Source organism: Flavobacterium phragmitis (genome assembly GCF_900112575.1).
GTDB classification, from domain to species: domain Bacteria; phylum Bacteroidota; class Bacteroidia; order Flavobacteriales; family Flavobacteriaceae; genus Flavobacterium; species Flavobacterium phragmitis.
Genome location: NZ_FOMH01000011.1, coordinates 70,296 through 92,082 on the forward strand (window position 1 = coordinate 70,296; position 21,787 = coordinate 92,082).

The 21,787-nt window shown below is 33.2% G+C and carries 25 protein-coding genes and 2 tRNA genes; 16 read left to right on the forward strand and 11 right to left on the reverse strand.

What is annotated here, in order from left to right; all coding sequences use genetic code 11:
• The first annotated feature begins 11 nt into the window (after window positions 1–11).
• The 3 genes from BM289_RS18820 (at window position 12) to BM289_RS18835 (ending at window position 2,164) form a co-directional block, all read left to right on the forward strand.
• A complete protein-coding gene (locus BM289_RS18820) occupies window positions 12–461 on the forward strand; it encodes a hypothetical protein (RefSeq protein WP_091496433.1) in 450 nt (149 codons plus the stop codon).
• Window positions 462–834: 373 nt separating this feature from the next.
• Window positions 835–1,299, forward strand: coding sequence for a hypothetical protein (locus BM289_RS18830; RefSeq protein ID WP_091496437.1), 465 nt, complete (start codon window positions 835–837; stop codon window positions 1,297–1,299).
• A gap of 13 nt (window positions 1,300–1,312) precedes the next feature.
• Entirely contained in the window at window positions 1,313–2,164 is an 852-nt protein-coding gene (locus BM289_RS18835; protein ID WP_091496439.1) for a thioredoxin family protein, read from the forward strand.
• Between the two features lie 82 nt (window positions 2,165–2,246).
• On the opposite strand, the gene BM289_RS18840 is transcribed toward BM289_RS18835, so the two are convergent.
• Both BM289_RS18840 and BM289_RS18845 read right to left on the reverse strand, forming a co-directional pair.
• On the reverse strand, window positions 2,247–2,942 hold the full coding sequence (locus BM289_RS18840; protein WP_091496441.1) for a YiaD family glycine zipper/OmpA-like lipoprotein: 696 nt from the start codon (window positions 2,940–2,942) through the stop codon (window positions 2,247–2,249).
• A gap of 19 nt (window positions 2,943–2,961) precedes the next feature.
• Window positions 2,962–3,459: a lipocalin family protein gene (locus BM289_RS18845; protein ID WP_091496443.1), complete on the reverse strand. Its 498-nt coding sequence runs from the start codon at window positions 3,457–3,459 to the stop codon at window positions 2,962–2,964.
• Between the two features lie 206 nt (window positions 3,460–3,665).
• Here BM289_RS18845 and htpG point away from each other — a divergent pair, with 206 nt between their 5' ends.
• From htpG to BM289_RS18865, 4 genes are all read left to right on the forward strand, one after another.
• Entirely contained in the window at window positions 3,666–5,546 is a 1,881-nt protein-coding gene (htpG, locus tag BM289_RS18850) for a molecular chaperone HtpG (RefSeq protein ID WP_091496445.1), read from the forward strand.
• Window positions 5,547–5,705: 159 nt separating this feature from the next.
• Window positions 5,706–6,965, forward strand: coding sequence for a patatin-like phospholipase family protein (locus tag BM289_RS18855; RefSeq protein ID WP_091496447.1), 1,260 nt, complete (start codon window positions 5,706–5,708; stop codon window positions 6,963–6,965).
• A gap of 164 nt (window positions 6,966–7,129) precedes the next feature.
• Complete coding sequence (locus BM289_RS18860) at window positions 7,130–7,957, forward strand: hypothetical protein (protein ID WP_091496450.1); 828 nt, start codon at window positions 7,130–7,132, stop codon at window positions 7,955–7,957.
• Between the two features lie 136 nt (window positions 7,958–8,093).
• Window positions 8,094–8,828, forward strand: a complete 735-nt coding sequence (locus BM289_RS18865; protein WP_091496779.1) for a DUF4369 domain-containing protein — start codon at window positions 8,094–8,096, stop codon at window positions 8,826–8,828.
• An 80-nt stretch (window positions 8,829–8,908) separates the two neighbouring features.
• Here BM289_RS18865 and BM289_RS18870 read toward each other — a convergent pair whose 3' ends face one another.
• The 8 genes from BM289_RS18870 to idi all read right to left on the reverse strand — a co-directional run bounded on the left by BM289_RS18870 (window position 8,909) and on the right by idi (window position 12,620).
• Window positions 8,909–9,367 carry a DUF5362 family protein gene (locus BM289_RS18870; RefSeq protein ID WP_091496452.1) on the reverse strand — a complete coding sequence of 153 codons (459 nt, stop codon included), beginning with the start codon at window positions 9,365–9,367 and terminating at the stop codon, window positions 8,909–8,911.
• A gap of 146 nt (window positions 9,368–9,513) precedes the next feature.
• Window positions 9,514–9,587, reverse strand: a tRNA-Thr gene (locus BM289_RS18875).
• Between the two features lie 113 nt (window positions 9,588–9,700).
• A tRNA-Thr gene (locus BM289_RS18880) sits at window positions 9,701–9,774 on the reverse strand.
• Between the two features lie 76 nt (window positions 9,775–9,850).
• Window positions 9,851–10,117, reverse strand: a complete 267-nt coding sequence (locus BM289_RS18885; RefSeq protein ID WP_091496454.1) for a hypothetical protein — start codon at window positions 10,115–10,117, stop codon at window positions 9,851–9,853.
• 57 nt (window positions 10,118–10,174) lie between these two features.
• The gene (locus BM289_RS18890) at window positions 10,175–11,143 is read right to left on the reverse strand and encodes a type I phosphomannose isomerase catalytic subunit (RefSeq protein WP_091496456.1); all 969 of its coding nucleotides are present in this window, start codon (window positions 11,141–11,143) and stop codon (window positions 10,175–10,177) included.
• A gap of 54 nt (window positions 11,144–11,197) precedes the next feature.
• A complete protein-coding gene (locus BM289_RS18895; protein WP_091496459.1) occupies window positions 11,198–11,656 on the reverse strand; it encodes a peroxiredoxin in 459 nt (152 codons plus the stop codon).
• Window positions 11,657–11,659: 3 nt separating this feature from the next.
• Window positions 11,660–12,070 carry a 6-carboxytetrahydropterin synthase gene (locus tag BM289_RS18900; protein WP_091496461.1) on the reverse strand — a complete coding sequence of 137 codons (411 nt, stop codon included), beginning with the start codon at window positions 12,068–12,070 and terminating at the stop codon, window positions 11,660–11,662.
• A gap of 22 nt (window positions 12,071–12,092) precedes the next feature.
• Entirely contained in the window at window positions 12,093–12,620 is a 528-nt protein-coding gene (idi, locus tag BM289_RS18905) for an isopentenyl-diphosphate Delta-isomerase (RefSeq protein WP_091496463.1), read from the reverse strand.
• Between the two features lie 326 nt (window positions 12,621–12,946).
• On the opposite strand from idi, the gene msrB reads away from it, so the two are divergent.
• Window positions 12,947–13,498 carry a peptide-methionine (R)-S-oxide reductase MsrB gene (gene msrB / locus BM289_RS18910; protein ID WP_091496465.1) on the forward strand — a complete coding sequence of 184 codons (552 nt, stop codon included), beginning with the start codon at window positions 12,947–12,949 and terminating at the stop codon, window positions 13,496–13,498.
• Between the two features lie 6 nt (window positions 13,499–13,504).
• Entirely contained in the window at window positions 13,505–14,113 is a 609-nt protein-coding gene (gene msrA / locus BM289_RS18915) for a peptide-methionine (S)-S-oxide reductase MsrA (RefSeq protein WP_091496467.1), read from the forward strand.
• A gap of 79 nt (window positions 14,114–14,192) precedes the next feature.
• Here the strand turns inward: msrA and BM289_RS18920 are convergent, their stop codons facing one another.
• The gene (locus tag BM289_RS18920) at window positions 14,193–14,630 is read right to left on the reverse strand and encodes an META domain-containing protein (protein ID WP_091496469.1); all 438 of its coding nucleotides are present in this window, start codon (window positions 14,628–14,630) and stop codon (window positions 14,193–14,195) included.
• A 343-nt stretch (window positions 14,631–14,973) separates the two neighbouring features.
• Here BM289_RS18920 and BM289_RS18925 point away from each other — a divergent pair, with 343 nt between their 5' ends.
• From BM289_RS18925 to BM289_RS18955, 7 genes are all read left to right on the forward strand, one after another.
• The gene (locus BM289_RS18925; protein WP_091496471.1) at window positions 14,974–15,576 is read left to right on the forward strand and encodes a TetR/AcrR family transcriptional regulator; all 603 of its coding nucleotides are present in this window, start codon (window positions 14,974–14,976) and stop codon (window positions 15,574–15,576) included.
• Between the two features lie 111 nt (window positions 15,577–15,687).
• Entirely contained in the window at window positions 15,688–16,947 is a 1,260-nt protein-coding gene (locus tag BM289_RS18930; protein ID WP_167365465.1) for a TolC family protein, read from the forward strand.
• A gap of 6 nt (window positions 16,948–16,953) precedes the next feature.
• Window positions 16,954–17,841, forward strand: coding sequence for an HlyD family secretion protein (locus BM289_RS18935; protein ID WP_091496475.1), 888 nt, complete (start codon window positions 16,954–16,956; stop codon window positions 17,839–17,841).
• Window positions 17,842–17,844: 3 nt separating this feature from the next.
• On the forward strand, window positions 17,845–18,753 hold the full coding sequence (locus BM289_RS18940; RefSeq protein ID WP_091496478.1) for an ABC transporter ATP-binding protein: 909 nt from the start codon (window positions 17,845–17,847) through the stop codon (window positions 18,751–18,753).
• Window positions 18,753–19,493, forward strand: a complete 741-nt coding sequence (locus BM289_RS18945) for an ABC transporter ATP-binding protein (RefSeq protein WP_091496480.1) — start codon at window positions 18,753–18,755, stop codon at window positions 19,491–19,493. Before BM289_RS18940 ends, BM289_RS18945 begins: the two co-directional genes overlap by 1 nt.
• Window positions 19,494–19,502: 9 nt before the next feature.
• Window positions 19,503–20,609: an ABC transporter permease gene (locus tag BM289_RS18950; RefSeq protein WP_091496482.1), complete on the forward strand. Its 1,107-nt coding sequence runs from the start codon at window positions 19,503–19,505 to the stop codon at window positions 20,607–20,609.
• A complete protein-coding gene (locus BM289_RS18955) occupies window positions 20,606–21,724 on the forward strand; it encodes an ABC transporter permease (protein WP_091496484.1) in 1,119 nt (372 codons plus the stop codon). The genes BM289_RS18950 and BM289_RS18955 overlap by 4 nt, the downstream gene beginning before the upstream one ends.
• Window positions 21,725–21,787: the final 63 nt, after the last annotated feature.

The following is a 21,787-nucleotide window of genomic DNA, read 5'->3' on the forward strand; positions in this document are numbered from 1 at the left end:
TTTGATTTATTATGCAATACATAAAAATACTGTTCTTTATATTTTTAACAAATAATATATACTCTCAAAACTATGAACATTTAAAAAAACTGGATACTATCTATATCCCTTTTAAAAAAGGAAAGTACAATATAAAAATTGAATATCCCGAAGAGAAAAACGGATTTAAGAATAAAGGATATTTTTTCAATTTTAAGAAAAAAAAACTTCAAACTTTCCGCTTTGAAATTGACAAGAATAGAACATCGGACAATACCGTTGTTAATAAATCATTTTTAAGAAAGCATAAAAGAAAAACAATTAAAATAGATATGTTAAATAACTTTGACTATCAAGACGTTTCTTGTGAAATTTTTAATCAGCTAAAAACAATATATATTATTGATTATTCAGAAAAGAATCATAAAAATGTAATGCTTTACAGAGTAATATCTCTTAATTTATGTTACACTAAAGAATAGAAACTTAAATATGGCATTAGATGGTTTATTGATTTTGAAAAATAAAGAATTATGTATCCAAATGTAAGCTAAACAGCATGATTTTATTTATAGTAAATGATTCCTATTATGCAAAAGGTATTATCTGAGATTAGAGATTTAGTGACAACTCAAACAGGGAAAAACATTTTAGAAACGTAATATACAATGCATCCAACAACAAATCCACTAACATCTACCCAATGGATTCGGAATGACTATAAATATCTCTCTATAAATGGCTTAGAAGAAGCTACTTGTTTTAAAATAGATTTTCCAAAAGATTCTGACCAATGGAAACTGTTTACTAAATATATAGAATATGGGCATACTGAATCAGATAAATAATTTATAAATGAAAAAAATATTAATTCTCTTATTAATTTCAAATATTGTATTTTGCCAAAAAACAGATTATATAAAGAAATTAGATACTGTTTATATTGCTTTTAAAAATCATAAGAAAACAAAAAGGAATATTTACACGGATAATTTCAGAGAATATCTTTTTGCTCTAGATTTAAAAGAAAAAGACAAATCAAACCTATTAATATTTAGCAAACCTGACCGTAAAAATTCATTGACAGATAAAAATCATCCTGTAATTGATACTAGGATAGAAAATAGTTCTTTCTTAAGGAAAAATAAGCTTAATATCGTTGGAATTAATTTCTTAAAGAAGTTTAAAGAGGAATATATTGTTTGTGAGTTGCTTTCAAAGCCAAAAGTATTTTATATTGTTGATTTTAGTGAAAAGAAAAAAGGAAATGTAAATGTTTATCGTGTATTTCTATTAAATTATTGTCCAATAGGCGAATAAAACCAAAGATTAAATGAAAAAGCATACAATCATAACATTCTTACTTATAACTCAAATATGTGCGGCGTCAACATGGTTTACCTCTTTTGAAGAAGCGCAAAAAATCGCTTTGGGAACTAACAAATTGATGATTGTCGATTTTTGGGCATCATGGTGTCGCCCATGTAAGGAAATGGACAAAAGATCTTGGAATAACGAAGAAGTCGAAATGGTATTGGAGGATTTTGTAAAAGTTAAAATAAATGTGGATGCAAATCGAGATTTAGCCAATAAATACGGTATTAGAGGAATTCCAAACATGATTATAATGGATGGAAATGGCAAAGTGGTACATAGCTTTACTGGGTATCTTGATCCGAAACCTTTAAGAAATGAATTAGACAGATTTGCGTTATCAACTGAGTTTTTATCTTTAGAATTAATCAATTTTTACAAAAACAAGAATTTTTATCCTGCGCTTAAAGTATCGCAAAAATATTATGAATACTCTTTGTTAGTAGATAAAAACATTAAAGGTAAAATATTAAAAACAAGCATTGAATATTTAGAAGAAGCGCAAAACTTACTCAATAAAAAAGATCTCAATTATGAACGAGACAAACAGCGCTTAGAATTATATAAATTGTATTCACTTGCCTACAGTTTTGATTTTAAAAAACTAAAAGACAAACTTTCTGAAATTAAACCAGAACAAATAGATACCACAAATGAATACCCGTATTGGTTTCTAGTTTATATCGCAGAAAAAGGACTTGGAAAAGAAACTAAAGAAACGGAAGAAATAGTATTAGGAAAAGATTTAGAAGAGGTTATTGCTAAGGGAAACCAACTATATTCTTTTCATGAAAAAGTGGCAAACCAATAATTTATTTGATTTTCTTCTTCGCACAAAAAAAAGCTGCTTCATTTAAGAAACAGCTTTTTTTTATATTTTATTTTGTCTGAAATTATTTTCCAGCTTCTGCTTTTGCGTCATTTACCATTTTGTCGTTTGCAGTAATTGAGAATTCAACACGACGGTTTTGAGCTCTTCCTTCTGGAGTATCATTTGTTGCAATTGGATCTGCAATTCCTAAACCTGAAGTTTTGAAACGGCTAGATTTTAATCCTTTTGCCACTAAATAGGCTTGTACGGAAGCTGCTCTTTGTCCAGAAAGTGTTAAGTTATATTCTGGTTTTCCTGTGTTATCAGTGTAACCAAAAATCTGAATATCAGTATCTCCATATTCGTTAAACACTGGAACCAATTTATCTAAATTAGCTTTTGCTGTAGAAGTTAAAGTCGATTTATTAGTATCAAAACGAACTGAATTTTCATTCAGAGTCAAGTGAATACCTTCTCCAACTCTTTCTACAGAAGCACCTGGAAGCGCCTGATCGATTTCACGAGCTTGTTTATCCATTTTGTTTCCAATAAGCGCTCCGGTTCCACCACCAACGGCAGCACCAATTGCAGCACCTAAAGCCGCGTTTCCACCACGACCGATATTATTTCCTAAAACAGCACCAATTACACCTCCAGCCACAGCACCAATTCCGGCACCTTTTTGAGTATTATTGGCATTCTTTACTGAATCACAACTAGTGAAAAAACTAGTTAATACCAATAAACTACATAAACCTAAAACAGTTATCTTTCTCATCTTTTATTTCTTTAAAATATTAATTAGCTCTTTGAAATTGGTAAACAACATCTTTTACCTGACCACCAACATTGATATTATCAATTAATTGGAATGAACTTTCGGTTACACCAGCAACTTTAAGCAAATAACCATCTCTTACTTTCTTGGCTTTTTCTCCAGCATCAAGAATTTTAAGAATAAACATTCCTTGGTTGTTGATACTCCATACAATTGGTGAAGAAAATCCAGTACAACTTGGCGATGTTAAAGCCATTGTTCCTTTATTGTTGTTTGAAATAAAGCTCCAAGTACTTCCGATAAAACATTTTGAATCTGCTAAATCAAATGAATTCACTTTAATGTAATCTGAACCTGGATAAGACACATTGGTAAGCACCCAATTTCCTTTCAACGCTACTTGAGTAGGTCTGTCTAATTTTTTTGAAAGTGTTGTGTCTGTTGAAGACGTTGACGAAGCTGACTTACACGCGAAAAACATCACGGCAATCAAGCATATAAAAATACCTTTCTTCATTTTATACAATTTTTTATAGATTAATATTTTGCTTTTTTAACAATTATTGTACCACAAATATACGATTCGTAGAGATATTTATCATTCTAGAATCTATTTATTTTCTTTCAAAATTAACACTTCCGACATTTTGTCACCCTAAAAACAATTGGTATTTTATTTGAAGAAATGAAAATCATCAAGTTAAATCAAAAAATAAATAAAATATGACAACAGGTAAAATTAATGTTTCGGTAGAAAACATCTTTCCCTTAATCAAAAAGTTCTTATACAGTGACCATGAAATCTTCCTTAGAGAGTTAATTTCAAACGGAACTGATGCTACTTTAAAACTAAAACACCTTATCAGTATTGGTGAAGCTAAAGTAGAATATGGAAACCCAATTATCGAAGTAAAAATTGATAAAGAAGGTAAAAAAATCCACATTATTGACCAAGGTTTGGGTATGACTGCTGATGAAGTGGAAAAATACATCAACCAAGTGGCTTTTTCTGGAGCTGAAGAATTCTTAGACAAATACAAAGATTCTGCAAAAGATTCTGGAATTATCGGACACTTTGGTCTTGGTTTCTATTCTGCTTTTATGGTGGCTGAAAAAGTAGAAATCATCACAAAATCATACAAAGACGAACCAGCTGCGCATTGGACTTGCGATGGAAGCCCTGAATTTACTTTAGAGCCAGCTGACAAAACTTCACGTGGTACAGAAATCATTCTTCACATTGCAGAAGATTCTCTTGAGTTTTTAGAAGATTCTAAAATCAGCGGATTATTGAATAAGTATAATAAATTTATGCCTATTCCAATTAAATTCGGAACAAGAACAGAAACACTTCCAAAAACAGAAGATGCTCCAGAAGATTACGTGAACGAAACTGTTGAAACAGACAACATCATCAACAACCCAAATCCAGCTTGGACAAAACAGCCTTCTGAATTATCTGATGAAGATTACAAAAACTTCTACAGAGAGTTGTATCCAATGCAATTTGAAGATCCGTTATTCCACATTCACTTAAATGTAGATTATCCGTTTAACTTAACCGGAATTTTATACTTCCCTAAGTTAGGATCTGATATGCAAATCCAAAAAGACAAAATTCAGCTGTACCAGAACCAAGTTTACGTTACAGATAACGTAGAAGGAATTGTTCCTGAATTCTTGACAATGCTAAAAGGTGTTATCGATTCTCCAGATATTCCGTTGAACGTTTCTCGTTCTGGTCTACAGGCAGACGGAGCGGTTAAGAAAATATCAAACTACATTACTCGTAAAGTAGCTGATAAATTAAAAGCTTTATTTAACGAAAACCGTGCTGACTTTGAAGCAAAATGGAATGATATTAAAATCGTTCTAGAGTACGGAATGCTTTCTGAAGATAAGTTCTACGAAAAAGCGGGTGCATTCGTTTTATACCCAACTGTAGACGATACTTATTTCACTTTAGACGAGTTAAAAGAAAAACTAAAAGAAAACCAAACAGACAAAGACGGTAAATTAGTTGTTCTTTACGCTGGAAATAAAGATGCACAACACTCTTACATTGAAGCAGCAAAAGATAAAGGTTACGAAGTATTACTTTTAGACTCTCCAATTATCTCGCATTTGATTCAGAAAATTGAAAACGATAATAAAGACGTAACTTTTGTACGTGTTGACTCTGATCATATTGATAATTTGATCAAAAAAGACGAAAACACGATTTCAAGATTATCTGAAGATGAAAAAGCTACTTTGAAAACTTCATTAGAAGCTTATATTCCAAAAGCATACAGTGTTCAATTGGAAGCTATGGACAGCCAAGCTGCACCTTTCTTAATCACGCAGCCAGAATTTATGCGTAGAATGAAAGAAATGAGCCAGACAGGTGGCGGTATGTTCGGAATGGGTAATATGCCAGAAATGTACAATTTGGTTGTAAACACAAATTCAGATTTAGCTTCAAGCATCTTAAATACTGAAGATAAAGTACACCAGGAGCATTTAGTAAAACAAGCTTTAGACTTGGCTAAATTATCTCAAAACTTATTAAAAGGTGAAGCTTTAACTGCTTTCGTAAAAAGAAGTTTTGAAATGATCAAATAATCATTCAAAAGAATATTTTTCAAAATCCTGCAAATTCAGTTTTGCGGGATTTTTTTGTTCTTAAAACAGCTTAAAAAAAGGGGAATTCTCCCCTGTTCTCAGAATAATTGTTTCTATAATTTTGAAAACCAACAAATTAAAATCAAAATTCTAGAAATCATGGATAAGAAGAAATTTACAGAAAACGGAACAGTTCTAGCAATTATTAACGATTTAAGAGATAACATTAGAAACAAGAAATTCTCAGATATCACGGACAATAATAACTATCAATATGTTGATCTTGTTCAAGAAGGTGGCGGTGTTCTCGGAATTGCCTTAATTGGCTATGTCTACGTTTTAGAAAAAATGGGAATTCGATTTCTAAGTCTGGCAGGAACTTCAGCAGGAAGCATCAATACCATGTTAATGGCAGCTGCAGGAACTTGCGACATCGAAAAATCAGAATGGATTTTGGACTGTCTTTGCAATAAAAACCTTTATGATTTTGTTGATGGAGATCGCGATGCCCGCCAGTTTATCGATGCATTGCTGAGTGATGCTGGAAATTTAAAGCTAATTATGAGAGGCGTTCAGGTTGTAGATAACTTTAAAGATGATTTAGGCTTGAATCCAGGAAATAATTTCCACCAATGGATGACTAATTTACTTTCGCAGAAAGGAATAAAAAACTACGGCCATTTAAAAGCTCTAAGAAAAAAAGGCGTTTCAGACAAAAACAAATTATTTCGAATAAACGATCAAGGCAAAAAAGAAGAATACAAAAGAGTAGATCATTGGAGCGAAATGGCCATTATCGCTGCGGATATAACTACCGAAAGTAAAATCGTTTTCCCAAAAATGGTCGATTTATTTTACTCGAATCCAGATGTTCAAAATCCAGCCGATTTTGTTAGGGCTTCTATGTCGATTCCATTATTTTTTACACCATTCAAAATCAAAAATATTCCTGGCGGAGTAGATTCCTGGAACAGATGGAATGAAGCCACTTGCCTTAGAACCTCAGTTCCGTCTGAAGTTCTGTTTATGGATGGCGGTATTATCTCCAACTTCCCGATTGATATTTTTCATGAAAACTTTAATGTTCCCGCATCTCCCACTTTTGGAATTAAATTAGGTTATGATAAAAACGAAATCAATACAAATGAGAAATTCTCGAATCTAATCAGTTCCATGTTTGATACGGCAAGATATGGCTATGATGCCGAATTTTTAAGGAAAAATCCCGACTTTAAACACTTGATAGGTTACATCGACACAGGAACGCATAACTGGCTCAATTTCAATCTGACCGAAGATGCTAAAATCGATTTATTTATCCGAGGAGCACAAAACGCTGCCGATTTTTTAAACCGTTTTAACTGGGAAGAATACAAGAAAATCCGTAAGGCTAAAAGCGATTATTACAAATCCGTATAAGATTTTCAACAATAAAATAATATTTTTTACGTTGCTCATACTTTTTTCTTCAAAAAGACGTTATAATATCCTGTAACAAAAGCTTACAGGATTTTTTATTTAGGATTCATTTTTTTAGTAAATTTGATTGCCTTTTTATCTAACACAAAACCGCAAATACCACTATGAAAAAAACCGCTATATTATTAACCACGATTTGTTTAGGTGCATTTCTATTTTTTTCCTGTTCGAACGACAGCAATGAAGGCATCGCTTCAACAGATTTAACCAGCATTGGAGCATCAATCGCAATTGATACTTCAAACGAAATGGATCTTAATACTGGTCTGGCAGTGGCAACCTCTACTGCAACAGCAAAAATGACTGAAACTGTTGTTGGAGTCTGTGCCGCTGTTACCATAACTACACCAAACGGAGGAGAATATCCTAAAGTGATTTTAATAGATTTCGGAACCGGCTGTAAAGACGACAACAATCTTACACGAAAAGGAAAACTTGAAGTAACCCTTACTGGCCCGCTTACTACAACTGGAAGCAAGATGACAATTAAAAGAGTAGATTACTCCATTAACAACATTAAATTAGAGGGAACTATCGAATACACAAACACCACAACTGTTGCAACAGTACCACAATGGACCCGAAAAGTAACAAACGGAAAATTAACCGACTTGCAAGGCGGTGTTTACACTAATTCTGGAACTTACACCACAAGACAAACGGCAGGAGTTGACACGCCTTATGTATTATCCGATAATGTTTATGAGATTACTGAAGGAACTCATACGGTAACAGGATCAAATGGAGGAACACTTACACTGACAGTTAAAGAACCTTTAACTAAAAAATACTCTTGCACTTTTATCTCTAAAGGGCAGTTACAAATTCAAGGAGGTATTTTAAACGGTGTTATAGATTATGGAAATAACGACTGTGATGCTCTTTACACTTACACACACGAAAATGGAGCTTCATTCAATTTATCAATGTAACACCTTTTCACACTATACTTTAAATCCCAATTTAGAAATAGATTGGGATTTATTTTTTTTTTACAAAAATAAAACGACCACCTCTTTACATTTAAACTATTTTCTTTATTTTGCACCCAAATCTAATAAACCACCAATGAAAAAAACATTAATTGCTTTTGTTACGCTTGCCCTGCTGGCATCATGCAGCAAAAAAGAAACTACTGGTAATGTACATATTACCGGAAATGTTAAAGGATTAAAAAAAGGAACACTATATATCCAAAAAATTGTTGACACTGCACTTGTAGCAATCGACAGTATCAAAATAGATGGGAATTCAGCTTTTGAGAGCAATATTACATTAGATTCGCCACAAGTATTGTATTTATTTTTAGATCGTGGCGTTACCAATTCGTTAGACAATAATATTTTATTCTTTGCAGAACCAGGAAACATCAACATCCAAACGAATTTGGACCGTTACATTTCTGATGCTAAAATTACAGGTTCAAAAAATCACGAATTATACGAACAATACTCAAAAATCAACAGTCGTTTTACAGACGAGAATCTTTCATTGGTAGAACCACGTTTTAGAGCATTAAAAAGACAAGATCAAAAAGCAGTAGACAGTATTACCAAATTACAAGAGTCTAACATCAAAAGAAAATACTTGTACGCTACAAACTTCGCTTTAAACAACAAAGACTATGAAGTTGCGCCATACATTGCATTAGCAGAGATTTACGACATCAATTTAAAATTTCTAGATACTATTCAGAAATCGATGACTCCTAAAGTAGCCAAATCATTTTACGGAAAGAAACTAACAAAATATGTAAGCGATCTTAAAAAAGAACAGCAGACAACACCACAAACAGCAGAATAATTTCTGTTAAAGCTTAATAAAAAAGAATGCCCTGAAAATTTCAGGGCATTTTTTATTTACAATTATAGGTTTTAAACAAATTATCTCGCCATTAGACCTCCAAGTACCGCAAACAAGAAAAAAAGCGCGTAAATCGCCAATAAAACAATCATAAGAATCCCTATGAATTTATAATGTGATTTTAAATATCCAAATGAAGAAGTTAAAGCTTCTGAGTCATTATCTCTAAAAGCTTTTTTAGCATTTGAACTAAACTTAAACAGGTAATAAACTGGAAAGAAATAAAAAGCAGCCATTAAAAAATAAATAGCCCCCATTGCTGCACCAAAAGAACCTCCATAAGCTCCCATTCCAGGCATCGTGCTTCCCATTGCTGAAAAAATTGCACCCGCAAAAACCGCGATGATAAGTAAAAGTCCAATTCCGATAAAACCAATGATTGACAAAAAATAAGCCCATTTTGCTATTTCTTTCACAAAATCTTTTGCTGTAGTATCCAGCTGTAATTCAAATTTCTCAAATGCAGATGTTTCTTCCATTAGGTATTTTTTTAGGTTATCCAACAAACATAGGAAAAATATTCTTAAATGGAAATGCCAATTAAAAAATTCCAAAACCCAACCTGAAACTTGGAATATTGACTTTTGCGCAAAAAAAAACCACTCACTAAGTGAATGGTTTTTTGAGCCGATAGAGGGACTCGAACCCACGACCTGCTGATTACAAATCAGCTGCTCTAGCCAGCTGAGCTACATCGGCCTATTTTGCGAGTGCAAAGATAAAAATGTTTTTTAATAATCCAAAAAAAAATCACACTGCCCTCTATAATTAAAAAAACCATCACATTTCTATGATGGTTTCCGTTTTTTTTGAGCCGATAGAGGGACTCGAACCCACGACCTGCTGATTACAAATCAGCTGCTCTAGCCAGCTGAGCTACATCGGCCTCATTACGGGTGCAAATATAAAGCGGTTTTTCAATTTCCCAAAATAAATTTGCACTTTTTTACACTTTTTTTTCCTTAAAGCGCGTTGATTTTTTCAACCAATTGATTAGCAGTTTGTTCTAATTCAATATTAATTTGCTTAAAGTGTGCTTTTTTATTTTCAACGTTCTTTGCGTTCACTTTTGTAATCAAAGTATCGAATGCAGCAATAGCTTCATCGATCAAAGCATTCGTTTCCGGAGTTGGATTTCCTGTTGTTGACATCTCAAACAAGTAAACTGCCTCAATAATATCTCCTAATACGAAGTTGATGTCTTTCTTTAAATTTTTAACGTTTGCCATTTTTATTATAATTTTAATTTGCGTTTGCAAAAGTACATATTATCTTTAAAATATGTGTTAAGAAATGTAAATTTCTAAAATTGAAGCATTTCCAGTTAAGCTAAATGCATTTATCGCAGCAGGAACTAAAACGGTATCTCCTTTTTTATATGAATTTTTAAACCCGTCATATTCAATTTCAAAGTTCCCTTCGATACACATATATACCGTAAAAGTTTCTCCAGTTTTAGCAACTTCCAATTTATTCTCCAATGGAAGGAAATTAGTTGTAAAATAAGGACAATCTACAACTGTATTAGAAGTATTTACTTTTGACTCGTATTTCTTTTGTGTATCTACTTTATTGTAGTTAATAGCATCTAGTGCTAAATCTACGTGTAATTCTCTTTTATTTCCTTGTGCATCTACACGGTCAAAATCGTATAATCTATACGTAATATCAGAAGTTTGCTGAATCTCCGCAATAACCAGACCAGCTCCAATTGCGTGAACCGTTCCTGTTTCTAGGAAGAAAACATCGCCTGGCTTCGCCTTTACAGTATCTAAGATCGAAACTAAAGTATTGTCTTGTAAATGTTTTAAATATTCTTCTTTATTAGAGTCTTCTTTAAAACCAACAATAATTCTCGCATCTGCATCTGCCTGCGTTACATACCACATTTCAGTTTTTCCGAATGAGTTGTGACGCTCTTTAGCTAATTTATCGTTTGGATGAACTTGAATAGAAAGGTCTTCTCTGGCATCAAGATATTTAAAAAGCAATGGAAACTGCTTTCCAAAACGCTCGTAAACTTTAGTTCCTAAAACAGCATCTGGTGTTTCATCGATAAGTTCCATCAAAGATTTTCCTTTTAGAACTCCGTTTGCCACCACACTCACATCTCCTTCTACAGTAGATAATTCCCAGCTTTCGCCAGTGATTTTAGAAACGATTGGTTTGTTCAGAATTGTTTTTAGTTTTTCTCCTCCCCAGATTCTTTCTTTTAAGATTGGTTCAAATTGCAAAGGGTATAAGTTCTGGCTCATGTTTTTAGGCTAATATATTTGTTTAATTAATTTTGTTCAATAGTATTTATCTAATTATGACACTAATTCTTTGATGGTTTCTAAAGCTTTCGGTATATGTTTAGCAGCATTTACACTATCAAATATCGAAATCACCAAGCCATTTTTATCAATAATATAAGTGACACGGCCTGGAAGAAGTCCGAATAAATTATTACGGACACCAAAAAGCTTTCTTAATCTTTTATCACGATCTGAAAGCAAAATAAAAGGCAATTGATGTTTAGCAGCAAATTTGTGATGTGACTTTACACTGTCACTGCTAATCCCGATTACCTCAGCACCCAAATCTTTGAAATCTTCATATTGATCCCGAAAACTGCAGGCTTCTGTTGTACAGCCAGGCGTATTATCTTTTGGGTAAAAATAAATTACCAATGGTTTTCTTCCTAGAACACTTTGGCTTTCAAAAGTTTCTCCATTATTGTCTTTCGCAGTAAAATTCGGAACTATATCTCCTATTTTTAATGACATTTTTTATTCTCCTTTATAAGTTACAAAATTGCGTTCGGTTTCATTCAGTACGACTTCCAAATCAAAGTCGGGCTGAATTCTTTTTCTAATTTTATTCCATATCACAACGGCAATATTTTCAGCTGTTGGATTTAAATCTAAAAATTCTGGAACATCCAGATTTAGATTTTTGTGATCAAACGGAATTTCTACTTCTTCTCGTATAATATCCGCTAATACTTTCACATCTAAAACAAAACCAGTTTCCGGATCAATCTTTCCTGTAACACTTACTGTTAAACCATAATTATGACCATGAAAATTAGGATTGTTGCATTTTCCAAAAACAGCATCGTTTTTTTCAAATGACCAATCTTTTCGATGTAGTCGATGTGCAGCATTAAAATGTGCTTTTCTTGATATGGTTACTCTCATTTAGGCTTTTGGTTCGTTTGGGTTAAAGTTTATGATCTTCCAAATAATGATAAAATTCATCAAAAATTATCTTAAACCAAACCGTATATATTTCGGGCTGTTTTTCTATATCTGCTTTTACATCTTCAATCTTCATCCACTTCCAATCTTCGACTTCTTCGGTATTGATATTTGGATCTTCATTGTAATATCCAATCATTACATGATCCAATTCATGTTCTGTCAATCCGTTATCAAAAGGTGCTTTATAAATAAAATGAAACAGTTCTTTCAAGTCTGTTTTAAATCCCATTTCTTCAAACAATCTTCTGCTTCCCGCTTCGATATTGGTTTCGCCTTCGCGCTGGTGACTACAGCAAGTGTTTGTCCACAGCAAAGGAGAATGATATTTTTGATGTGCGCGTTGCTGCAACATGATTTCATTTTGCTCATTTAAAACAAAAACTGAAAATGCACGGTGCAAAAGCGCTTTTTCGTGTGCTTCTAATTTTGGCATTAAGCCAATCTGCTCATCATTTTGATTAACTAATATTACGTTTTCTTCTGTCATAAGTCTTCTTAAGCAAACAAAAATACGAAAAAAGAAATGGCTTAAAAATCCTAATTATAATTGTAAAAAAACCAAATCTTAGTTCCTTTTCTATTTTTCTGATTTACAACATTATAAATCACGTTGAAAATTAATAGCTGTTAAAATTAAGACATAAAAACTAGATTCACTTTATTTACGTAACTAATAAAAAGTTAAAACACACTTAAAAAAATCTCAATTATTTTAAAGTCAGTATTTCGCGATGAATCGTAACGTATCTTTGATTAACAAATTCAAAATCCGAATAATACTGATTGAACATCAAAAGCCACATTATTTTAGTTATGAAATCTAAAACTCAATTTTTCAGTCTTTGCTTTTTATTGCCGCTTTTCATCTTACAGTCTTGCGGACAAAACAATAAAAACTATACAAAAACACCTTCAAAGGAAAATGTAATTACGAAACCTGGAAATCCATATTATTCTAACACTGATACCACAAAACTAAATGTGAGTAATGCAGAGTGGAAAAAAGTACTGCCAGAAGATGTTTACGCCGTTATGCGTGAAGCCGATACCGAAAGGCCTTTTACAGGAAAATATTGGAATACGGATGAAAAAGGAACTTATTATTGTGCTTCTTGTGGCAATAAACTTTTTAGATCTACCGCAAAATTCTCAAGCAGTTGCGGATGGCCAAGTTTTTTTGAGCAGGACAACAAAAAAAGCATTGTTTTTAAAGAAGATAATTCAATTGGAATGGAACGAATTGAAACACTTTGCGGTCGTTGTGGTGGCCATTTAGGCCATATTTTTGACGATGGTCCTGAGCCAACTGGAAAACGCTACTGCATGAATTCCATAGCTCTTGATTTTATTCCTGATTCTAAATAATCTATTATGAAAAATATACTTTTAATCTGTTTTTTGGCGCTTTCGTTAAAGGGAATTGCTCAAAACAAAAAAGCTTCTAACCTAGAAACCATCACACTTGGCGGAGGATGTTATTGGTGCGTTGAAGCAGTTTACGAAAATCTGGATGGAGTAAAATCGGTTGTATCCGGATTTTCAGGAGGAAATGTTGCCAATCCTACTTACGAAGAAGTCTGTACTGGAGAAACTGGCCATGCCGAAGTCGTTCAAATTACTTATGATAAAAAAGTGACTGATATTAATGAAATTTTCAAAGTTTTTTTTACCGTTCACGACCCAACGACTTTAAACCGTCAGGGAGCAGATGTAGGAACACAGTACCGCTCTGTTATTTTTTATAAAAATGCTGAACAGAAAAAAGCAGCTGAAAGTATTATAGCCGATTTGAATAAAGCCAAAGTTTACAAAAGTCCCATTGTAACGAAAGTAGAACCTTTTAAGGTTTTCTACAAAGCCGAAGATTACCATCAAAACTATTATGCAAACAATAAAAATCAGCCGTATTGCAGAATGGTGATTCAGCCAAAACTGGAAAAATTTGAAAAGGTTTTTAAGGATAAACTTAAAAAGCATTAAATGTAAAAAAAGGGAAATGAATTGAATTCATTTCCCTTTTTTATGTAGTTGAACTTTGTCAAAGTTGAATCAACCAAGATTATTGTTTCGCTACTTTCTTGAATCGCATTACCGGAACATCTCCATTAATTAAATTCAGTTTTCCGTCTTTATCAATTGAATAACTGGTAACTTGTTTGATCTGGTTCAAAAACTCTTGCTCTCCTCCACCTTCACAAAACATCATAGTTGTTGGGCCAGCTTCTCCAAAACTCAAAAATTTTCCTTTTAGAGTATATGGCGCACTGTAACCATTACATCCGTTATTACCATAAACCCTTGTTTCTTTTTGATCAAAAGTAAGCTGTGGTTTTTTATTTGGATACAATCCATCAAAAGCAATTCTAGGCCCAGAAATATATTCTAATTGCCAAGTGGTATCAAATAGATTCCCTGCATTTGAAGCTTCTTTTGATGCATTGCATGAAGCAAAAAATAAAGTCAAGACCGAAACGACTGTGAGTGTGTATTTTTTCATTTTTTTTGTTTTTGAAGATTAATATAATTTGTTTTTTGAAGATTAAAATTTATCTATAAACATTCCGTTTCTCAATATTCGTGCCCAGTTTCGAGAGTTTCCATAATTATTTCTTTAGAAATTTACTTCAATAACAAGATTGATATTTTCTACGCTCTATAAATTTCTCCTTCTAAGTTACAATTTTCTGACATTCAAATTACACATATTTCATTAATTTATTATTAATCAAAACCTTAAGCTCACAAAAAAACTTTTCCAATTTCATTTTTAATCAAATGATTAAAAAATTTGTTTAACTAAACAATAATTTTATAACTTTGTTCTCAGAATTTAATTTAAGATGGCTAAAAAGAAAATAGACGCTAGCACAGAGGAAAAAATAATTGAAGCAGCCCGTAAAGTTTTTACAGAAAAAGGGTATGCTGCAACCCGTACGCGCGATATTGCCGAAGAAGCTGGTTTAAATCTGGCTTTATTAAATTATTATTTCAGAAGTAAAGAAAAACTTTTCAGTTTGGTTATGGCTGAAAAAATCGGACAATTGTTTGGCGTGATTGCTCCAATTGTCAATGATGATAAAACTTCTCTTCAGGAAAAAATAGAACTTATTGTTCCTGCCTATTTAAATGTTTTATTACAAAATCCGGGACTTCCGCTTTTTGTTTTAAGCGAAATACGAAATAACCCTGAACATTTCAGCAATAGAGTTCAAGCCGGGAAAATATTAACGCAATCTGTTTTGGTAAAGCAACTTTTAGAAAAACAGCCTAATGTCAATCCGCTTCAATTTATATTAAACTTACTTGGAATGTGTATTTTCCCATTCGTGACCAAACCTGTTTTTGAAGCATCTGGTTTGTTAAACAAAGCTTCTTTTAACCAATTAATCGAAGAAAGGAAAACATTAATTGTAAAATGGGTCAACTTAATGCTCGATAATTAATTTTTTTTGGTGTAAATTTAATCAAATGATTAAAACAAAACAACAAACATAAAAATCTACGTATGAGTATTCTATATGAATAAACATCAAAAAACAAATAAAAAAATGAACATGAAAAGATTATTAATACTTTTTCTCATTTTATCAGCAACAGGGTATTCTCAACAAAGCGAAAAACTCTTAACGCTTGATAATTGCTATCAACTGGCCGAAGAAAATTATCCTTTATCCAAAAAAAGAGAGCTTATCGCTAAAAGCAATGAGTTTACGATTGAAAATATTGCAAAAGGATATTATCCAAAATTCGACATACTGGCACAGGCCACTTACCAATCTGATGTTACCAAACTTCCTGTAAGCATTCCCGGAACTTCTATGCCGATCTTAAATAATGACCAGTATAAAGCCTACGGCGAACTGAATCAGATGATTTATGACGGTGGCAATATCAAACAGCAAAAAGAAGTTGCCAACTCTCAAACCAAAGTACAACAACAGCAACTTCAGGTAGATTTATATGCGGTTAAACAGCGCGTGACAGATATTTATTTCGGTATTTTAATTTACAACGAACAATTACGTCAAAATGAGCTGCTGAAAAACGATATTTCAATCGGAATAAAAACCGTTGAAGCCCAGCTTAAAAATGGAACAGCATACAGAAGCAGTCTGGATCTTCTAAAAGCAGAATACTTAAAAGCCGATCAGCAGGCTATCAGTATTCGAAGTTACCGAAAAGGCTACCTTGATATGCTTGGTCTTTTTATAAATCAGGAATTGAATAATGAAACAAAATTAGAAACGCCACAAACCAGTATCTCTCCATTAGTTATTAATCGTCCGGAATTGGCTCTTTTCAATTTTAGAAATGAAAGCTTTGAACTCAATAAAGAAACTATCGATGCTGGAAACAGACCCAAACTTAACTTTTTTGTACAAGGCGGTATTGCCAATCCTGCACTTAATTTTTTAAAGGAAGGTTTTGAATGGTATTATATTGGCGGACTTCGACTTAACTGGTCTTTAACCGGTTTATATACTTCTAAAAAACAAAAAGAAATCATCGACATCAATAAATTAGAAGTTGAAGCCGATAAGGAGACTTTTCTTTTCAATACCAATCAATCTTTAAAACAACAAAATGCTGAAATCACTAAACTTCAGGAATATTTAATTTCTGACGGACAGATTGTTGATCTAAGAAGCAATGTTAAAAAAGCAGGTTTAGCACAATTAGAAAACGGCGTTATCAATCCTGACGATTACCTCAAGTTTGTTAACGATGAAAACGAAGCCAAACAAAATAAAATCATTCACGAAACCGAATTACTTCTGGCGCAATACAGACAAAAATTAATAACCGGAAACTAACATACAATGAAAAAGATACTTTACATAGCAATTACCACAATTCTAATTTCATGTTCCAACAAAAAAAATGATTTTGATGCGACAGGAACTTTTGAAGCCGTTGAAACTATTATTCCCGCTGAGGCTTCCGGAATTATAAAAGAATTAAAAATTGAAGAAGGAGATCATCTAAAAGAAGGACAAGTTGTAGGTTATATTGACACTATCCAGCTGAAACTGAAAAAAGAACAACTTCTGGCACAAATAAAAGCAACCCAAAGCCGAAAACCAGATGCCAAAACACAACTTGATGTTTATCGCGAAGAATTAAAACAAGCCAAAATAGATCAGCAGCGTATGCAGAATTTGGTTAAAGCAGATGCTGCAACGAGAAAACAGCTTGATGATGCCAATTCTAAAGTTTCGGTTATCCAAAAACAAATTACGGCTTTGCAAACTTCTTTAAATATTAGTACAACGGGAATCGATGATGAAACACAGACTTTAAAAGTACAGATAAGTCAGATTGACGATCAATTGGCAAAATCTAAAATTGTCAATAAAGTGAATGGAACGGTTTTAACCAAATATGCTGAAACCGGCGAAATGGCAACCATTGGGAAACCGCTTTACAAAATTGCAGATTTGTCTTCTATCATTTTGCGTGTTTATATAACTGGAGATCAGCTTCCACAGCTTAAAATCAATCAGAAAGTAAAAGTTTTTACTGATGCCACAAAAGACACTTATAAAGAACACGAAGGAACTATAGAATGGATAAGCGATAAAGCGGAGTTTACCCCTAAAACGATTCAGACAAAAGAAGAGCGCGCCAATTTGGTTTATGCAGTGAAGATCAGAGTGAAAAACGACGGTTACTTAAAAATTGGAATGTATGGCGAAATAAAATTCTAAGTCATGGAATGTGTAATTGTAAAAAATATCACGAAAGTTTATGGCAAAGAGAAAAAAACGGCTGTTGACAACGTTTCTTTTTCGGTAAACAAAGGCGAACTTTTTGGATTGATCGGACCTGATGGTGCAGGCAAAACCAGTATTTTCAGAATCCTGACTACAGTTTTACTTCCCGATGGCGGAGAGGCTTCTATTGACGGATTGGATGTAGTAAAAAATTTTAAAGAAATCAGAAGTACAATTGGCTACATGCCGGGGAAATTTTCTTTGTATCAGGATTTAACCATCGAAGAAAACCTCAACTTTTTTGCCACTTTGTTTGGAACTACCATTCAGGAAAATTACGATTTGATTAAAGATATTTATATTCAGATCGAACCGTTTAAAGACCGAAGAGCAGGAAAACTTTCGGGCGGAATGAAACAAAAACTAGCGTTGTGCTGTGCATTAATTCATAAACCGAATGTATTATTCCTGGACGAACCTACAACCGGAGTTGATCCCGTTTCCAGAAAGGAATTTTGGGAAATGCTGAAACGTCTTAAAAAACAAAACATTACCATTATAGTTTCAACACCTTATATGGACGAAGCTAATCTGTGCGACAGAATTGCACTTATTCAGGATGGCAAGATATTACAAATGGATACGCCTCAAAATATTATAAAAAGTTATCCCGATCCTTTATTTGCTGTTAAAGCGAACAACATGCATAAACTATTGCCATTCTTAACGGAATATCCGGAACGAAAAGGAAGTTATGCTTTTGGTGAATATGCTCATTTTTCATTCAATGGAAACCCCGATGTTGCTGCTTTAGAAAAATACTTAAAAGCAAAAGGATTGGACAACATCGAAATTAAAAATGCAGACGTAACCATAGAAGACAGTTTTATAAAATTACTGAGCTGATGGAAAACAAAGTAATTATTTGCAAAGGATTAACGAAGCGCTTTGGAGATTTCATCGCCGTAGATAAAATTACATTTGAAGTCCAAAAAGGAGAAATATTTGGATTTCTCGGAGCAAACGGTGCCGGAAAGACCACTGCCATGCGAATGCTTTGCGGTTTGTCTAAACCTACTTCGGGAGAAGCCAATATTGCAGGTTTTGATGTTTATAAAGAAACGGAGAAAATTAAAAATAATATTGGCTATATGAGTCAGAAATTCTCTTTGTATGATGATTTAACCGTTCTAGAAAACATTAATTTTTTCGCAGGAATTTACGGCTTATCAGATGCTGAAATTAAATCGAACAGTCAATCCTTAATAGAAAGTTTAGGAATACAGGATTTGGCAGACAAACGTGTAGGATCGCTTCCGTTGGGATGGAAACAAAAACTGGCATTTTCAACGGCCATTATCCATAAACCTGAAATTGTATTTCTGGACGAACCAACTGGCGGCGTTGATCCGCTTACGCGAAGACAATTCTGGGATTTAATTTATGAAGCTTCCAGCAACGGAATTACCATTTTTGTGACCACACATTATATGGACGAGGCCGAATATTGCGACCGTGTTTCGATTATGGTCGATGGCAGAGTCGAAGCTTTAGAAAGTCCTTCAAACTTAAAAAAACAATTTAATCTCGGCAGTATGGATGAGGTGTTTTACCACCTTGCCCGAGAAGCAAAACGCGGCGAATAACAAACGAATATGAAACAGTTTTTTACCTTCATCAATAAAGAATTTCTGCATGTATTGCGGGACAGAAAGACACTGCTTATACTTTTCGGAATGCCGGTGGTTCAAATTTTAATTTTTGGTTTTGCGCTTACCAATGAAGTAAAGAACTCCAAAATTGTAGTGGTTGATTATGCAAAAGATGTCGCTTCAAAAGAAATTATCAATAAAATTGAAGCCAGCAGGTATTTTGAAATTGATCAGATGTTACCCGGAACGAATGAGCTTGAAAAAGCATTTGAAACCGGAAAGATAAAAATGGCGATTGTTTTTCCTGAAAACTTCAATAGCAATCTGTTACATCAAAACAAAGCCCAAATCCAAATAATTGCCGATGCTTCAGATCCAAATCAGGCGACAACTTTAACCAATTATGCATCTTCTATTATTGCCGATTATCAATCTGAAATGAATCAGCTTAATTTGGCTCCTTATCGCATTCAGCCACAAATCAAAATGCTTTACAATCCGCAGTTAAAAGGCGCTCCTAATTTTGTTCCCGGCGTTATGGCATTAATTTTAATGCTGATTTGCGTAATGATGACGGCAATCTCTATTGTAAAAGAAAAAGAAATGGGAACAATGGAAATTCTTCTAGTTTCTCCATTTAAACCTATTTTAGTTATTCTTTCTAAAGCGGTTCCTTATCTTATCTTGTCTACCATAAATGTGGCTTCCATTTTATTATTAAGTTTCTTTGTTTTGCAACTTCCAATAAAAGGAAATTTATTTTTACTGTTTTCAGAAAGCATTCTATTTATCATAACCTGTTTAACATTGGGCATTTTTATTTCAGTCAAAACCGATTCCATGCAAACCGCAATGTTACTTTCTCTTATGGGAATGCTCCTCCCTACTCTATTGTTCAGCGGATTTATGTTTCCTGTTGAAAATATGCCGATTCCGTTGCAGATTTTTTCCAACATTGTTCCTGCAAAATGGTATTACATCATAGTAAAAAGAATTATGATCGAAGGTCTTGGTTTTGCTTCGGTTTGGAAAGAAACATTAATTCTTATCGGAACTACCATTTTTTTACTATTCATAAGCCTCAAAAGCTTTAAAATCCGAATGTCATGAGAATATTGCGCTTTTTACTAATCAAAGAATTCAAACAGATCTTTCGTAATCGCGCTATTTTGGCCATCATTTTAGTCATGCCGGTTATCCAGCTTATTATCTTACCATTGGCGGCTAATTATGAAGTTAAAAATATCAATCTGGCGGTTATAGATAACGATCATTCCGACTATTCTAGAGATTTAATTACTAAAGTTACTTCATCGGGATATTTCAGACTTACAGGATATTCGCAATCCTATCGTAAAGCACTACATTTGGTTGAAGAAGATAAGGCTGATATTATACTGGAGATTCCTAAAAACTTTGAAAAAGAATTACTGACCGAAAACCAGCAGCAACTTTTTATTACCATAAATGCCGTAAACGGCACCAAAGCAGGATTAGGTGGTGGATACATTTCTTCAATAATTCAGGAATACAACAATCAAATTCGGGTAAAAAATATAGTTCCGGATAAATTCAATCCAATGCCAGTTATTGAGATTACCTCATCAAACTGGTATAATCCGAATTTAAATTATCAATTGTACATGGTTCCTGGCGTTTTGGCAATGTTGGTAACACTTGTCGGCGGATTTCTTTCAGCATTAAATATTGTAAAAGAAAAAGAAGGCGGAACAATCGAACAGATTAATGTTTCTCCCATAAAAAAATATCATTTTATCTTAGGAAAATTAATTCCGTTTTGGATTTTAGGAAATGTAGTTTTTGGTTTAGGATTAATTGTTTCCTGGATTTTTTATGGCATTGTGCCACTCGGAAGCATCTTGCTTTTATATGGATTTGTTGTACTATATCTTTTAGCCATTTTGGGCTTTGGTCTTTTGGTTTCTACTTTTTGCGAAACACAACAACAGGCTATGTTGATTATGTTTTTCTTTATTATGATTTTTGTCTTAATGGGCGGACTTTTTACTTCCATAGACAGTATGCCGGAATGGGCCAAAACGGTTTCAAAATTCAATCCCGTAAGTTATTTTATTGACGTCATGCGAATGGTAATCATTAAAGGAAGTACTTTTCAGGATATAAAACGACATTTGCTAATTATCATCTGTTTTGCAATTGTTCTAAATTTTACTGCAGTTCTAAATTATAGAAAAACATCTTAATCATTTTGCTTCACTTTTTTTGTAATTTGCATAGATTTAAAAATCAAAAATCATCAACCAAAA

Coding starts and splice junctions, on each gene's coding strand:
- BM289_RS18840 (WP_091496441.1), bottom strand. CDS start 2,942: ATGAGAAAGATAACTGTTTTAGGTTTATGTAGTTTATTGGTATTAACT.
- BM289_RS18935 (WP_091496475.1), top strand. CDS start 16,954: ATGAAAAAGATACTTTACATAGCAATTACCACAATTCTAATTTCATGT.
- BM289_RS18870 (WP_091496452.1), bottom strand. CDS start 9,367: ATGGAAGAAACATCTGCATTTGAGAAATTTGAATTACAGCTGGATACT.
- BM289_RS18950 (WP_091496482.1), top strand. CDS start 19,503: ATGAAACAGTTTTTTACCTTCATCAATAAAGAATTTCTGCATGTATTG.
- BM289_RS18920 (WP_091496469.1), bottom strand. CDS start 14,630: ATGAAAAAATACACACTCACAGTCGTTTCGGTCTTGACTTTATTTTTT.
- htpG (WP_091496445.1), top strand. CDS start 3,666: ATGACAACAGGTAAAATTAATGTTTCGGTAGAAAACATCTTTCCCTTA.
- BM289_RS18940 (WP_091496478.1), top strand. CDS start 17,845: ATGGAATGTGTAATTGTAAAAAATATCACGAAAGTTTATGGCAAAGAG.
- BM289_RS18830 (WP_091496437.1), top strand. CDS start 835: ATGAAAAAAATATTAATTCTCTTATTAATTTCAAATATTGTATTTTGC.
- BM289_RS18855 (WP_091496447.1), top strand. CDS start 5,706: ATGGATAAGAAGAAATTTACAGAAAACGGAACAGTTCTAGCAATTATT.
- BM289_RS18945 (WP_091496480.1), top strand. CDS start 18,753: ATGGAAAACAAAGTAATTATTTGCAAAGGATTAACGAAGCGCTTTGGA.
- BM289_RS18930 (WP_167365465.1), top strand. CDS start 15,688: ATGAAAAGATTATTAATACTTTTTCTCATTTTATCAGCAACAGGGTAT.
- BM289_RS18860 (WP_091496450.1), top strand. CDS start 7,130: ATGAAAAAAACCGCTATATTATTAACCACGATTTGTTTAGGTGCATTT.
- idi (WP_091496463.1), bottom strand. CDS start 12,620: ATGACAGAAGAAAACGTAATATTAGTTAATCAAAATGATGAGCAGATT.
- BM289_RS18925 (WP_091496471.1), top strand. CDS start 14,974: ATGGCTAAAAAGAAAATAGACGCTAGCACAGAGGAAAAAATAATTGAA.
- BM289_RS18835 (WP_091496439.1), top strand. CDS start 1,313: ATGAAAAAGCATACAATCATAACATTCTTACTTATAACTCAAATATGT.
- BM289_RS18890 (WP_091496456.1), bottom strand. CDS start 11,143: ATGAGCCAGAACTTATACCCTTTGCAATTTGAACCAATCTTAAAAGAA.
- BM289_RS18955 (WP_091496484.1), top strand. CDS start 20,606: ATGAGAATATTGCGCTTTTTACTAATCAAAGAATTCAAACAGATCTTT.
- BM289_RS18845 (WP_091496443.1), bottom strand. CDS start 3,459: ATGAAGAAAGGTATTTTTATATGCTTGATTGCCGTGATGTTTTTCGCG.
- BM289_RS18865 (WP_091496779.1), top strand. CDS start 8,094: ATGAAAAAAACATTAATTGCTTTTGTTACGCTTGCCCTGCTGGCATCA.
- BM289_RS18885 (WP_091496454.1), bottom strand. CDS start 10,117: ATGGCAAACGTTAAAAATTTAAAGAAAGACATCAACTTCGTATTAGGA.
- BM289_RS18895 (WP_091496459.1), bottom strand. CDS start 11,656: ATGTCATTAAAAATAGGAGATATAGTTCCGAATTTTACTGCGAAAGAC.
- BM289_RS18900 (WP_091496461.1), bottom strand. CDS start 12,070: ATGAGAGTAACCATATCAAGAAAAGCACATTTTAATGCTGCACATCGA.
- msrB (WP_091496465.1), top strand. CDS start 12,947: ATGAAATCTAAAACTCAATTTTTCAGTCTTTGCTTTTTATTGCCGCTT.
- msrA (WP_091496467.1), top strand. CDS start 13,505: ATGAAAAATATACTTTTAATCTGTTTTTTGGCGCTTTCGTTAAAGGGA.
- BM289_RS18820 (WP_091496433.1), top strand. CDS start 12: ATGCAATACATAAAAATACTGTTCTTTATATTTTTAACAAATAATATA.